Here is a 14,081-nt window from a genome sequence, read left to right on the forward strand (position 1 = left end):
CTTGAGGCCACCCAGCCCCGCCGGCGCTTGAGGCGAACCCAGCCCGGCCGGCGCTTGAGGCCACTCAGCCCCGCCGGCGCTTGAGGCGAACCCAGCCCGGCCGGCGCTTGAGGCCACCCAGCCCCGCCGGCGCTTGAGGCGAACCAGCCCGGCCGGCGCATGAGGCCAAAAACCCGGCTCACCCATGCCAAGACCGCCAAAGCGCAGCATACGCACCGGAGGCCGCAATCAACTCCCGATGACTCCCCAACTCGGTAATCCGCCCACCCTCCACCACCGCAACCCGATCCGCATCATGCGCCGTATACAACCGATGCGCGATCGCCACCACCGTCCGCCCCGAAATCACCGCCCCCAACGACCGCTCCAGATGCCGAGCCGCCCGAGGATCGATCAACGACGTCGCCTCATCCAGCACGAGCGTGTGCGGATCGGCCAACACCAACCGCGCCAACGCGAGCTGCTGCGCCTGCGGTGCGGTCAACTCGTGCCCCTTGGGCCCCACTTCGGTATCCACGCCGGCAGGCAACGTCGCCACCCAGTCCGCGTCGACCGCCCGCAACGCTTCCAGCACCTCCTCGTCGGAGGCGTGCTCCCGCGCCAGCAGCAGGTTGTCCCGCAACGTGCCCCGGAAGACGTGGTGCTCCTGCGTCACCAACGCGACCCGGCCCCGCAGTTCGTCCAGCGGAAGCCCCACCAGCGGCACCCCGCCCACCGACACGCTCCCCGAAGTGGGTGCGTTGACCCCGGCCAACAGCCGCCCCAGCGTGGACTTCCCGGCCCCACTGGGCCCCACCACCGCGATCCGCTCCCCCGGCCGAATCGTCAGGTCGATGCCGTGCAGCACCTCCCGGCCCGCCGCATAGGCGAACCGCACGTCGCGCACGGTCAACGTCTCGTCCACCGGCACGGCGTCGGTCGGTTCGCGATCGGAGGGCACATCGGCCACCCCCAGCAACCGGGCCAGCGAGGCCGCCGAGATCTGCACCTCGTCCAGCCAGTTCAACAACTCGTCCATCGGGCCGATGATCAACTGCACGTACAACACGGCCGTCGCCACCTCGCCGAGCGAGGCCCAGCCGTGCAGATACGCCCAGCCACCGAACCCCGTGGTCGCCACCACCGGCAACATGTAGCCGAAGTCCACCGACGGAAACCAGATCGTGCGCAGCCACAGCGTGTACCGCTCGGCCGCGTACGCCTGCCTGACGTCCTCGTCGCCCCGCCGCCGGCGCCGGTCGGCCAGCCGCAGCGCCTCGACCGTGCGCGCCCCCTCGACCGTCTCCGCGAGCGAGTCGGTCACCTGCGCCCACGCCGCGTTCTCGCGCAGGTAGCCGGCCGGCGCGCGGCGCAGGTACCAGTAGGTGACCGGCACCAACAGCGGCAGCGTGATCAACAACGGCAGCGCGAGCAGCGGATTGAGCAGCAGCAGCCCCGCGAAGGTGAGCACGATCGTCACCGCCGCGACCAGCACGGACGGCACCGCCCGCCGGGCCGACCGGGACATCGCGGCCACATCGCGGTTCGCCCGCCCGAGCAGGTCGCCGGAGCCGGCCCGCTCGACCGTGGACAGCGGCAGGTCCAGGATCCGGTCCACGAACTCCTCGCGGACCTGCGCGAGCAGCCCCTCGCCCAACCGCGCGGCGGCCACCGCGGCCTGCCGCACGATCAGCGCCTGCAGCAACAGCGCGCCGGCGATGCCCAGTCCGAGCAGGTCGATCGTGCGGGTCGGGCTGTCCGCGCGGACCTTCTCGATCAACACCCCGAGCAACCGCGGCGCGACCAGACCGGCCACCGCGGCGAGCGCGTAGAACAGCACGGTCAGAATCAGATCGCGCCGCCGCTCGCGCAACAGCCGTACGGCGTGCCTGCCGACCTCGGCGGCCGGCGCGATCGGGAGCAGTTCCCGCGCGCTCACGCGTCCTCCTCCTCTTTCTCGTCGTCCTCGTCCTCGTCGACCCGGGTGACCAACGCCGCGTACCGAGGCTCGGTCGCCAACAGTTCGCGGTGCGGCCCGACCGCCATCACCTTGCCGTCCTCGACGTAGGCGACCTCGTCCATCGTGTCCAGCACGAGCGGACTCGTGGTGGCCACCACCGTGGTCCGGCCCCGGCGGTGCGCGGCGAGCCGGGCGGCTATCCGCGCCTCGGTGTGCGCGTCCACCGCGCTGGTGGGTTCGATCAATACCAGCGTCTGCGGGTCGGCCACCAACGCCCTTACCAGTCGCAGACGTTGCACCTGACCGCCGGAGAACTCCCGGCCGCGCGCCGCGATCTCGCTGTCCAGTCCCGCGTCCAGCGCATCGATCACGTCGTCGGCGCAGGCCACCTCGACCGCCGTGGCCAGATCACCCGATCCGCCGTCGCCCGGCGTCAGTTCGCGGCGCAGCGGCCCGGCGAACAGCCCGGCGTCGTGGTGCCCGACCAGGATCCGCGCCCGCACGTCGGCGAGCGCCAGGTCGGCGAGCGGCACGTCGGCATAGAGCACGTCGGCCTCCTCGTAGCGACCGAGCCGATCTGCCAACGCCGGTGCGTCCTGCGGGTCTTCGCACGCGACGCCGAGCAGCGCACCGGGTCGGACCAGCAGGCCCGAACGCCGATCCACCAGATCTCCCGGCGGCGGCCAGGCGACCGGCGCGGCGGGGTCCGGCACACCCGGTTCCAGGGCGAGCACCCGCGTCACCCGCCGGGCCGCGACATGCCCGCGCACGATCCGGTCGGCGAACTCGGTGATGGTGGAGAGCGGCACCGTCAGGAACGCCGCGTAGCCGTAGAAGGACACCATCTGACCGACCGTCAACCGACCGTCCAGGGCGAACCGGGCGGCCAACCAGGTGCCGAACGCGATGAAGAAGCCGGGCACCAGGAACTGCGCGGCTTCCAAAAGGGATTCGATCCGGGCGGTGCGTACGCCGGCCACCCGCAGTTGTTGCGACTCGCGTCGATAGCGGGCGCCGAACGTGCGCTCGCCGCCGATCCCGCGCAGCACCCGCAGACCGGATGCGATGTCCACGGCCCGATCGGCCAGCCCGGCCTGCAGGTCGCGATAGGCGTTCTGGCGTCGGTGCAGCGGCCGCAGCAGCAGCGAGACCAGGCCCATCAGCAGTGGCACGCCGATCAGTACGAGCAGGCCCAGCGGCACCGACATGTTCAGCAGCACCACCGCGACCACGACGAGCGTGACCACCGACGCGGAACCGCGGGCGGTGATGTCGAGCACCGAGCCGATCGCGTCCACGTCCGAGGTGCCCACCCCGACCACCTCGCCGGTGGCGATCCGGTGTTGGAGGGCGGCACCGAGCCGGGAGGCGTGTCGGGTGACCAGTTGGATCGTGCGAAACGCGCCGTCCAGGAAGTTGGCGACCGCGTTGCGGTGGCGCATGATCCCGGTGAAGCCGATCAGCACGGCGAGCCCCAACAGCGCGCCCGACCACCCGAACAGCGCCTGCTCGTCGCGCGCTTCGATCGCGTCGATCGCGCGGCCGACCGCGGCGGGCATCAACGCCTGGGCGACCATCCACACGGACGCCCACAGGATGCCCATACAGATGGTCCGGCGACAACGAACGGCGAGCCAGATCAGGTATCGGCCCGCCGACCGGATATCGGGATCGCCGGGGTCGGCGACGGGAAACGTACGCATTGTCCTGCGACGCTAACGCGCGAGAGTTTTTCGGGCCACGCATTATTCGCCCGCGCCCGGCCGCCCGTTCGACCCCGCCCGTTCGACCCGCCCGGGCGCGCCGCCCGGCAGGCACCCCGGGGCATCTCCTAGAAGGGCTGCACCCGGCCCGGTTGCACCGGCAGCGGGGCCGGGGCGCCGGCCCGCTTCTGGTACGTCGGGCGGTCGACCACCTCCAGCCCGATCAGTTCCCACGGCGGCAGGCCCGCGCTCTGCCGATGCTCGCCCCACAACCGCAACGCGATCGCCGCGGCGTCGTGCAGGTTGGGCGCCTCTTCCCAGTAGCGCACCTCGGCGTGGTCGGCCGCGTAGCGGCCCGCGAGCAGGAACGGGTGTTCGTGGGCGAGCCGTTCGAGCGCGCGCCGGACGTCCTCGGGGTCACCCGGCTTGCCGGCGAGGGTCAGCGTGATGTGCCACATTCGGCCCGCGACGTCGTCCTCGACCCGCGCCGTCGTATTCGGCTGCCCCCAGGGGCGGTCCCCACGCTCCGGCACGGCCGGCCTCCCGTCGGCGAGCTGCTGATCTTCGGTGGTCGTCGCTCAGCGGCGCAGCAGCACCAGGTCGTCGCGGTGGACGACCTCGCGCTCGTAGGCCGGACCCAACTCCCGGGCCAACTCTCGAGTCGATCGCCCGAACAGGCCCGGCAGTTCCTTCGCATCAAAGTTGACCAGTCCGCGGGCCACGATGTGACCGTTTTCGTCAACCAGGTCCACCGGATCGCCGGCGACGAAACCGCCCTGGACACCGGTGATCCCGGCGGGCAACAGCGAGCTGCGCCGCTCGACCACGGCCCGGACCGCGCCGGGATCCAGCGTGAGTCGGCCGCGCGCGGTGCTCGCGTGGGCCAGCCACAGGAGTCGGTCGGCGGTGCGAACTCCGGTGCGGTGAAAGAGCGTTCCGGTATCCTTGCCGGCCAGCGCGTCGGACGCGAATCGAGCTGCGGTGAGCACCACGGGGATGCCCGCCGAGGTCGCGATGCCCGCCGCCTCGACCTTGGTGACCATGCCGCCGGTCCCCAGGCCGGCCTTGCCGGCCTTGCCGATCTCGATGCCTTCGAGATCCTGCGCCCCGCTCACGGACGCGACCCGGGCCGAGGTCGGCTTCGCCGGGTCGCCGTCGTAGAGCCCGTCCACGTCGGACAACAGCACCAGCAGGTCGGCGTGCACGACGTGCGCGACCAGCGCGGCTAGTCGGTCGTTGTCGCCGAACCGGATCTCCTCGGTGGCCACCGTGTCGTTCTCGTTGACCACCGGCACCGCGCCCATCGCGAGCAACTTGTCCAGCGTGTTGTACGCGTTGCGGTAGTGCGCCCGGCGGGTGACGTCGTCGACGGTCAGCAGCACTTGGCCGACCCGCAGGCCGTGCCGCGCGAACGACGCGGTGTAGCGGGCCACCAGCAGCCCCTGGCCCACGCTCGCCGCGGCCTGCTGGGTGGCCAGATCCCGCGGTCGACGGGACAGGCCCAGCGGGGCCAGCCCGGCGGCGATGGCGCCGGAGGAGACCAGTACGACCTGGGCCCCCTCGGCCCGCCTGGCCGCTATCGCGTCCACGAGGGCGTCGACGCGGTCCGCGTCCAGGCCGCCGCGCGCGGACGTCAACGAGGACGAACCGACCTTGACCACGATGCGGCGCGCGGAGGTCACGTCCTCGCGCGCCGCGCCGGCCCCTGTGAGCACCTCAGGCCCCGCCTTCCCTAATCACCGTTCGTCGGCGGAAAACCCGTCGGTCAGGAGTCCGAGAACGGGTCGAACTCCTCGTACTGCGACTCGATCGCCTCGCGGTCCCGTCGGCGGTCCACCGCCGGGCGGTGCGTCTGCAACCGGTGGTCCTCGCCGCGTCGACCCAGCATCTCCGCGCCGGCCGCCACGGTGGGCTCCCAGTCGAAGACCACGCCGGTGACGTCGTCGCCGATGACGACCTCGGCACCGGGCACGGCGCCGGCCGACCACAGCGCCTCCTCGACACCGAGTCGGGCGAGCCGGTCGGCCAGGTAGCCCACCGCCTCGTCGTTGCTGAAGTCGGTCTGGCGCACCCAGCGTTCGGGCTTGGCCCCGCGCACGATGAACGCCTCGTCGCGCCGGGTGACGGTGAAGCCGCTGTCGTCGACGGCGGTCGGCCGCAACACGATCCGGGTCGCCTCGGGCGCCGGCGCGGCGTCGCGCGCACCCTGCACCTGGGCGGCCATCGCGAAGGACAACTCGCGCAGGCCCGCCCGACTGACCGCGGAGACCGCGAACACCTGGAGCCCGCGCGCCTCCAACTCGGCCTTGACCATCTCGGCCAGGTCGTTGCCGTCGGGCACGTCGACCTTGTTCAGCGCGACCATCCGCGGCCGGTCCTCCAGGCCGCCGTACGCCTTCAGTTCGGCCTCGATGGTGTCCAGATCGCTGATCGGGTCGCGGCCGGGCTCCAGCGTCGCGCAGTCGAGCACGTGCACGAGCGCCTTGCAGCGCTCGACGTGCCGCAGGAACTCCAGACCCAGGCCCTTGCCCTCGCTCGCGCCGGGGATCAATCCGGGCACGTCGGCGACGGTGTAGACGACGTCGCCGGCGGTGACCACGCCCAGGTTCGGCACCAGGGTGGTGAACGGGTAGTCGGCGATCTTGGGCCGCGCGGCGCTGAGCGTGGCGATCAACGAGGACTTTCCGGCGCTCGGGTAACCCACGAGCGCGACGTCCGCGACGGTCTTGAGCTCCAGGACGAAGTCGCCGGCCTCGCCGGGCTCGCCGAGCAGCGCGAAGCCGGGGGCCTTGCGGCGCGGGGAGGCCAGTGCCGCGTTGCCGAGGCCGCCTCGACCGCCCTGGGCGATCACGTAGCTGGCCCCGTTGCCGACCAGGTCCTCGACGAACTCCTCGTCGCCGTTGGGCAGCAGTCGCTTGACCACCGTGCCGTCCGGCACCGGCAGCACCACGTCGGCGCCGGCGGGGCCGGTCCGGTTGGCGCCGGCACCGGGCTTGCCGTTGGTGGCCTTGCGGTGCGGGTGGTGGTGGTATTCGAGCAGCGTGGTGGTGTTGGCGTCCACGACCAGCGTGACATCGCCGCCCCGGCCACCGTTGCCGCCGTCGGGGCCGCCGAGCGGCTTGAACTTCTCACGGTGCACGGAGGCCACGCCGTGGCCCCCGTTACCCGCCGCGACATGCAGCACGACGCGGTCGACGAAGGTCGTCACGTGGATTCCTCCTCGGCTCCCCGAGCGGGGAGCGAAACACTGTGGACAAACACCCGAGGGCGGACCGCATGGGGTCCGCCCTCGGGTGTCAAAGCGAATGCCGCGGCGTGATTATTCCGCCGGGACGATGTTCACGACGCGACGACCGCGCGCGGTGCCGAACTGCACGGAACCGGCCGACAGCGCGAACAGCGTGTCGTCGCCACCGCGACCGACGTTGGTACCGGGGTGGAAGTGCGTGCCACGCTGGCGGACGATGATCTCGCCGGCGTTGACGAGCTGGCCGCCGAAGCGCTTGACGCCGAGGCGCTGAGCGTTCGAGTCACGGCCGTTCCGGGTGGAGGATGCACCCTTCTTGTGTGCCATGTCGCTTCTCCCTACTTCCCGGAGTTGATGCCGGTGATCTTAAGCTGGGTGTGCTGCTGGCGGTGACCCATGCGCTTGCGGTAACCGGTCTTGTTCTTGTACTTCAGAATGTCGATCTTCTTGCCCTTGGTGTGATCGACGACCTCGGCCGTCACCTTCACACCCGCGAGGACCCACGGGTCACTCGTCACGGCTTCACCGTCTACGACGAGGATGGCCTGGAGCTCAACTGCCGTGCCCGCCGCACCGCGAATGCGGTCGACCTGGACGACGTCACCGATGGCAACCTTGTGCTGCCTGCCACCGGCGCGAACGATCGCGTACACCGTGGATCTCTCTCTCTGCAGGGTCCGAGCCCCTGAAGCCAGCCACACCGAACAGAAATCGGGGGCCTCCTCCGAAGCTTGCGATCCGGAGGGTGGTTGCTCAGGAGCCTGTGCCTAAGCACACCAAGGGGAAAGGTTACAGGAAGGCCGGGGCCGAAAGCCAAACGGGTCCGCCCCGGGGGTTTGTCCCCGGGGCGGACCCGTCGTGACTCAGGATCCGCTCGTCGCCGACACGGGTTCGGCGCCGTCCACGGCGCCCTCCGGCGGACCGGCGGGGCGAGTCGCCCGCCGCGACGTCTTGCGCGGCTTGGCGGCGGCCTTGGCGGGCTTGGCCGGCTCGGCCTCCGCCTCGGTCGGGGCCTCGGCGGCGGCCTGGGCCTTGGCCGCGGCCTTCTTGGCCCGGGTCGACGTCTTGGCGGGCTTGGCGGCCGGTTCCGGCGTCGGCTCGACGATCGGCTGCTCGGCCGGTGCCTCGCTCGCCGCCGCGGCCTCGGCCGCCTCGGCGGCGACCTTCTTGGCCGACTTGCGCGGCGTCTTGGCCGCGGCCGTCTTCTTCGCCGGTGCGGTCTTGGCGGCGGCCTTCTTGGCGACCGTCTTCTTGGCGGCGGCCTTGCGTACCCGCTTGGCCGGTGCCGGGGTCTCCTCGACGGCCTCGGCCGGCTCGGTCTCCTCGACCTCGACCGCCGGGGCCTCGGCCACCGGGGCCTCCTCGGCCGGTGCCTCGGCGACCACCTCGGCCTCGACCGGCTCGGCCTCGACCGGCGGGGCCGGCTCCGGCTCGACGGCGACCTCGGCGGTCTCCGCGGCCTCGATCGCCTCGGCGACCTCGACCGGCTCGACCGAACCGAGTTCGGCGACCTCGGGCAGCTCGGTGTCCGCGGCGATGTCCTCGAGTTCCGGCCCGTCCAGGTCGACCTCGTCGGTCTCGACGATCTCGGTGATCGGACCGCTGCCGTTCTTGTCGGCGTTGCCCTTGTTGCGCTTGCGGCGCCCGGAGCCCGCGGGGCTGCCGTTGCCGTTGCCGCCGTGCAGATGCCCGCCGTTGCCGTGGCCCTTGGTCTCCGGCGCGTCCATGTGCACGATCACGCCGCGCCCGTTGCACCGCTCGCAGTTCTCCGAGAAGGCTTCGAGCAGACCCTGGCCGACCCGCTTGCGGGTCATCTGGACCAGGCCGAGCGAGGTGACCTCGGCGACCTGGTGCTTGGTCCGGTCCCGGCCCAGGCACTCCATCAGGCGCCGCAGCACGAGGTCGCGGTTGCCCTCCAGAACCATGTCGATGAAGTCGACGACGATGATCCCGCCGAGGTCGCGCAGCCGGAGCTGGCGGACGATCTCCTCGGCCGCCTCCAGGTTGTTGCGGGTGACGGTCTCCTCGAGGTTGCCGCCCTGGCCGGTGAACTTGCCGGTGTTGACGTCGACCACGACCATCGCCTCGGTGCGGTCGATCACCAGCGAGCCGCCGCTGGGCAGCCAGACCTTGCGGTCCAGCGCCTTCATCAGCTGCTCGTCGATGCGGTACGTCGCGAAGACGTCCACCTCGCTGGTCCACCGGGACAGGCGCGGGGCCAGGTCCGGGGCCACGTGGCCGACGTAGTCGTGCACGACGCCCCACGCCTCGTCGCCCGAGACGATCAGCTTCGAGAAGTCCTCGTTGAAGATGTCGCGGATGACCCGGACCGTCATGTCCGGCTCGCCGTACAGCAGCGAGGGCGAACTGGTCGTGATCATCTTGGACTTCTTCTTGATCTCTTCCCACTGGGCCTGGAGCCGCGTCACGTCGCGGGTCAGGTCCTCCTCGGTCGCGCCCTCGGCCGCGGTGCGCACGATGACGCCCGCGTTCTCCGGCACGATCTTCTTGAGGATGGTCTTCAGCCGGGCCCGCTCGGTGTCCGGGAGCTTGCGGCTGATCCCGGTCATGGTGCCCTCGGGCACGTAGACCAGGTAGCGACCGGGCAGCGAGACCTGGCTGGTCAGCCGGGCGCCCTTGTGACCGATCGGGTCCTTGGTGACCTGCACCAGGACCGACTGGCCGGGCTTGAGCACGGCCTCGATCCGGCGCGGGCCGCTGAAGCCCGCCGCCTCGAAGTTGACCTCGCCGGCGTACAGCACCGCGTTGCGGCCCTTGCCGATGTCGACGAAGGCGGCCTCCATCGAGGGCAGCACGTTCTGGACCTTGCCCAGGTAGACGTTGCCGACGTACGAGGTGGCCTGTTCCTTGTTGACGTAGTGCTCGACGAGCACGTCGTCTTCCAGCACGCCGATCTGGGTGCGCTCGCCGTTCTGGCGCACGACCATCACGCGCTCGACCGCCTCGCGGCGGGCCAGGAACTCCGACTCGGTGATGATCGGCACCCGACGCCGGCCCTGCTCGCGCCCCTCGCGGCGGCGCTGCTTCTTGGCCTCCAGGCGGGTCGAGCCCTTGACGCCCTGCACCTCGTCGGTGGGGCTCTCGGAGAGCGCCTCACGCTTGCGCGGCTCGCGGACCTTGACGACGGTGCGCTCGGGGTCGTCCTGCGGCTCGGCGGGCGACTCCTCGGCGGCGCCGTCACGACGCCGCCGACGCCGGCGCCGCCGGCTGCTGGTGGTCGCCCCGGGGTCGCCCGGCTCGTCGACGTCCTCGTCGTCGTCGGGACCGTCGCCGACGCCTTCGGCCTGCTGCTCGCCGTCCTCGTCGGAGCTGTCCTCGGCACCGTCGTCACCGCGACCGCGGCGGCGGCGACCGCCGCGCCGACGACGTCGGGTCGGGCGCTCGCCCTCGGTCTCGTCCTCGTGCGCCTCGGCGCCCTCGGTCTCCTCCGGCTCGGTCTGCTCGGCCTGCTCGGTCGTGGCGACCGTGCGGCCCGGGTGGCGCTCCTGCTCGTCCTGGTAACGCGAGTCCTGCGGCTCGGCCTCGGCGGCCGTGTGCACCTCGTCCGCCGGCAGCGCGCGTCGACGGCGACGCCGACCGCGCGGCTCGTCGGGCTCGGTCCGGGTCTCCGGCTCCGCGACGGCGGGCGCCGGGCCGGCGGCCGGGGTCGGAGTCGTCTCGGCCGTGCGCTTGGGCTCGGCGAAGACGGCCGCCTGCGGGGCCTGGAACAGCGGCTGGAAAACCGGCGGCGGTGTCTTGCGGCCGGCCCGGGTACGCGGCTCGGGGGCGGCCTCCGGCTCGGGCTCGGGCTCGGCGACCGCCTCGGCCTCGGCCGCGGGGGTCTCCTCGATCGCCTCGGCGGCGGGCACCGCACGCTTGCGGGTACGCCGGGTCCGGCGCGGGGCCTCCTCCGGCTCCGCCTCGACCTCGGGCTGTGCGGGCTCGGCCTGTACCGGCTCGGTCCGCACGGGCGCGGGGGCGGCTTCCGGCACCACCTCGTCCGAGGCCACGGGGGTCGCCTCGGGAGCGACCGCCGCCCGCTTGCGGGTACGCCGGACGCGCCGGGGCGCCTCCTCCGACTCCGGCTCCGGCTCGGCCGCCACCGGTGCGGGCTCGGCAGCCTCCACCGGTGCGGACGCGACCTCGGCCGTGTCGGTGACCGGCGCGGTCACCCGCTTGCGGGTGCGCCGCGCACGTCGCGGGGCCTCCGGCTCGGGCTCGGGCTCGGGGGCACTCTCGGCCACGACGGCCTCCTCGGCCTCCGGCTCCTCCTCGTCGGAGGGCGCGGGAACCTCGGGGGTCACGGCAGCCGGAACCGGCGCGGCCTCGACGGAGGGCACGCTCGGCGGTCCTGCGGGACGACTGGCGGCGCGGCGACGGCGGCGGGGGGCCGGCGTCGTGGCCGTGTCGTCCTTCGTACTGTTGTCGTTGTCTGTGCTGTTGTCGGAAATACCGGAGTTCACAACCCCGGGTGTACCTGATGTCTCAGGCGTGTCGTTGGGCTCGGTGTCGAGCATGCGGGTCTGTCTCCCGTCACGCTTCCGGGCGCTCCAACGCAGGGCGCCGCGCGGAAGCTTCTCTCTCACTCGCCGGTCCCGACCTTGCGGTCGTGATCCGGGCGATAAGTCTGTCGGAAATTCAAGCCTTGTGGCCTCGTGTACCCGGTCGTCACCGGTTCGAGGCTTCGACGACGGGTTCTGCACCGCCCTGCGGGCCGGTCCGGAGTACCTCGTCCCCCTGCGAGGTGTGCTCCACCGCCGATGCTGCGCGGTCGGGCGCGAGCGGGTCGGTCACCGAATCGGTCGCGGTGTCGAGCGGCCCCTGCGCCAGGCGGGTGACCGCGGCGGCGGTGGGCGTAACAAGTTCGGCGACCATGCGAAGACCGGACAGAACGTCGTCGGGTCGTACGGCGGGTGTGGTGTGCCGGACAACCAGTCGCAGTATCGCACAGGGTGCGGCGCTACCCGCATCGACACCCTGGTGACCTGCGTCGTTCCCGTCGGGGGTGGTGACGGTCAGCGCGATCACCGCCCCACGGGCGTCGAATGTACGCATTCCGTTCTTGCTCATCCGCTGGACCTCGACGGTCTCGGCGGCCAGGAACACGCCGATCGCGCGCTCGGCCTCCTCGCGGGTGACGCCTGCGAGGGCCAGCTCCCAGACCGACGCCTCCAGGCGTTCGGGCAGGTTGCCGCCGTGTGCCTCGACGATCTCGAGCACGTCGAGACCGGTCGGCAGGGACGCGTCGAGCAGGTCTCGCAGACGCGCCGGGTCACAGTGCGTGGCCACGCCGATCTCGAGATACTCGGCCTCGCTGGCGACGCCGGTGGGCGCCGCTCCCGCGTACGACACCTTGGGGTGTGGGGTGAAACCGGCGGAGTAGGCCATCGGCACTTCCGCCCGACGCAGGGCCCGCTCGAACGCGCGCTGGAAATCCCGGTGGCTGGTGAACCGGAGGCGCCCGCGCTTGGTGTACCGGAGGCGCAGTCGCTGGACCGTCGGCGCGGGCGGCGGTCCCTCGGGCGTACGTCGTGCCAGTTTCGCTCAGTCCTTGGCTCAAGTGGGTGGGCAGAAGTCGTTCCAAGACTACGGCCATCGCGCGGGTCGGGTCAGCGCCCCCCGATTCCGAAGGCCCGCAACACCTCGCCGGTGGCCCGACCGATCGGCCGGAGCACGTTGCGACCGACCCAGCGCAGCGGCACCACGACCAGCACCCGCCATACCGCGCGGATACCCCTGCCGATCGGCGTGAGCACGTTGCGCCAGGCCCAGGACACCGGAAGTACGACCAGGTGATGCCAGACCACGGCGATGCCGCGACCGATCGGGACCAGCACGGCCCGCCACAACCAGGACAGCGGCCGGACGATCAGGAAGTTGAGCACGGCGGTGGACACGTCCCACGCGAACCGCAGCGCCTGAAGCGTCACCCGCCCGACCGGGCGCAGCACATACCGCCACAACCAGGTCGCGGGCTTGAGCAGCACGTATCGAAAGAGGAAGACGAGCGGGCGGGCCAGCAGGTGGGTCACCACCCACGCGATCGCGTTACCGATCGGCACCAGGATGTAGCGGCCGACGAAGGCGAGCACCGGATAAAGGAACCAGTCCCACAGCAGAACCTTCAGCCCGCGCAGAATCGGCCGCAGGAACCAGGTCCAGAACAGAAACTTGATCCCCCGCCCGATCAGGCACAACAACTCCCACAACAACCGCAACGGCACCACGACGATCAGCGCGATGATCCGCGCCGGCCACCGCACGACCGCGTACAGACAGCCCTCCGGCTCGGACCCACTCCCGCCGCCGACCCGCGGCGCGTACCCGCCCCCGACCTGCTGCTGCCACCCGGGAGGCTCGCCCCCGGCGGGCGCCCCCGGCGGCTGATTGCTCCCCGACGGCGTCCACGGCGCCGGTTCCGATTGCTCCCCGTTTGGATTCACCCCGGCAGATTAATGGCCCCTCCACCGACAAGGAGGCCGGACCACCATTGCTGCCCCACGTGACCACACGACTACTCGACAACAGGCGATCGCTGACATAGCGAGCGAACAAGACCTGCCGAGCCTGGCTCGCCACGACCGACCGGATCAAGCCAGGCCCACGAAGGTGCGGGGTTCGCCACCCCGCGCCGGCGCGGCGGCATCCTCCACGACGGTGCGCACCCACCCACGACGCCCGACGACGTACCGACCACGCCCGTCCCGGACTTCGACCTCCTCCTCGACCACGGCCACCCGGGAATCCCATTACCCGGGCTTCGCCGAATTCGACGGCCCACTCTGCGAAATGCGCGAAATACGCGCCAACCACCGCCATATATAACCCAGTTCGTACCCCGCAGCGAACTTGACGTCTACACGTCCACCATTCGGGTGGAGGCGATCGATCCATCAAGGGCTCTTTTGTGCTGCTCTCGATCCCGGGCCGAGGCGAACGCGCCTACGCGGAAGGCATATTCGAGGAACGGGTGACTGCCGAGGTATCTCTGTACCAACTGGAGACTCCACGTAGAAACGACGCGACCCCGCTCGCCAAAAGGTTGCGGATAGATCCCGGCGCGGCGCCACGAGGTGGAGAGGGACGCGATGGTTGCAGCCCTACTGCGGCAGATGCAGCCGGGAACGGCCGCCCATGTTGGCCACCTCCCGGAGTAGTAACCGGCCACCGCCTCCAGGGACTCATGCCAGGC

The 14,081-nt window shown here is 71.5% G+C and carries 11 protein-coding genes; all 11 read right to left on the reverse strand.

Going from position 1 to position 14,081, the window contains the following annotated elements:
• Positions 1-178: 178 nt before the first annotated feature.
• Positions 179-1,918: an ABC transporter ATP-binding protein gene (locus ACFXMF_RS14795; protein WP_360304519.1), complete on the reverse strand. Its 1,740-nt coding sequence runs from the start codon at positions 1,916-1,918 to the stop codon at positions 179-181.
• Positions 1,915-3,642: an ABC transporter ATP-binding protein gene (locus ACFXMF_RS14800; protein WP_360304517.1), complete on the reverse strand. Its 1,728-nt coding sequence runs from the start codon at positions 3,640-3,642 to the stop codon at positions 1,915-1,917. Before ACFXMF_RS14800 ends, ACFXMF_RS14795 begins: the two co-directional genes overlap by 4 nt.
• Positions 3,643-3,770: 128 nt before the next feature.
• On the reverse strand, positions 3,771-4,175 hold the full coding sequence (locus tag ACFXMF_RS14805) for a hypothetical protein (protein WP_360304516.1): 405 nt from the start codon (positions 4,173-4,175) through the stop codon (positions 3,771-3,773).
• Between the two features lie 45 nt (positions 4,176-4,220).
• Positions 4,221-5,324 (reverse strand): glutamate 5-kinase, encoded by a 1,104-nt coding sequence (gene proB, locus ACFXMF_RS14810; protein WP_379992274.1) that lies wholly within the window; start codon positions 5,322-5,324, stop codon positions 4,221-4,223.
• 83 nt (positions 5,325-5,407) lie between these two features.
• Positions 5,408-6,850 carry a GTPase ObgE gene (obgE, locus tag ACFXMF_RS14815; protein ID WP_360304512.1) on the reverse strand — a complete coding sequence of 481 codons (1,443 nt, stop codon included), beginning with the start codon at positions 6,848-6,850 and terminating at the stop codon, positions 5,408-5,410.
• A 111-nt stretch (positions 6,851-6,961) separates the two neighbouring features.
• The gene (gene rpmA / locus ACFXMF_RS14820; protein WP_360304510.1) at positions 6,962-7,216 is read right to left on the reverse strand and encodes a 50S ribosomal protein L27; all 255 of its coding nucleotides are present in this window, start codon (positions 7,214-7,216) and stop codon (positions 6,962-6,964) included.
• An 11-nt stretch (positions 7,217-7,227) separates the two neighbouring features.
• Positions 7,228-7,542: a 50S ribosomal protein L21 gene (gene rplU, locus ACFXMF_RS14825; RefSeq protein WP_078977259.1), complete on the reverse strand. Its 315-nt coding sequence runs from the start codon at positions 7,540-7,542 to the stop codon at positions 7,228-7,230.
• 210 nt (positions 7,543-7,752) lie between these two features.
• The gene (locus ACFXMF_RS14830) at positions 7,753-11,340 is read right to left on the reverse strand and encodes an Rne/Rng family ribonuclease (RefSeq protein ID WP_380020650.1); all 3,588 of its coding nucleotides are present in this window, start codon (positions 11,338-11,340) and stop codon (positions 7,753-7,755) included.
• A 217-nt stretch (positions 11,341-11,557) separates the two neighbouring features.
• A complete protein-coding gene (locus ACFXMF_RS14835) occupies positions 11,558-12,427 on the reverse strand; it encodes a TIGR03936 family radical SAM-associated protein (protein ID WP_360305439.1) in 870 nt (289 codons plus the stop codon).
• 71 nt (positions 12,428-12,498) lie between these two features.
• The gene (locus tag ACFXMF_RS14840) at positions 12,499-13,332 is read right to left on the reverse strand and encodes a hypothetical protein (protein ID WP_379990261.1); all 834 of its coding nucleotides are present in this window, start codon (positions 13,330-13,332) and stop codon (positions 12,499-12,501) included.
• Positions 13,333-13,479: 147 nt separating this feature from the next.
• Positions 13,480-13,626: a hypothetical protein gene (locus ACFXMF_RS14845; RefSeq protein WP_379990260.1), complete on the reverse strand. Its 147-nt coding sequence runs from the start codon at positions 13,624-13,626 to the stop codon at positions 13,480-13,482.
• Between the last annotated feature and the right edge of the window lie 455 nt (positions 13,627-14,081).

Origin of the sequence: Embleya sp. NPDC059213, assembly GCF_042754445.1 — a bacterium.
Taxonomy (GTDB): domain Bacteria; phylum Actinomycetota; class Actinomycetes; order Streptomycetales; family Streptomycetaceae; genus Embleya.

Coding starts and splice junctions, on each gene's coding strand:
- ACFXMF_RS14800 (WP_360304517.1), bottom strand. CDS start 3,642: ATGCGTACGTTTCCCGTCGCCGACCCCGGCGATCCCGATATCCGGTCG.
- rpmA (WP_360304510.1), bottom strand. CDS start 7,216: ATGGCACACAAGAAGGGTGCATCCTCCACCCGGAACGGCCGTGACTCG.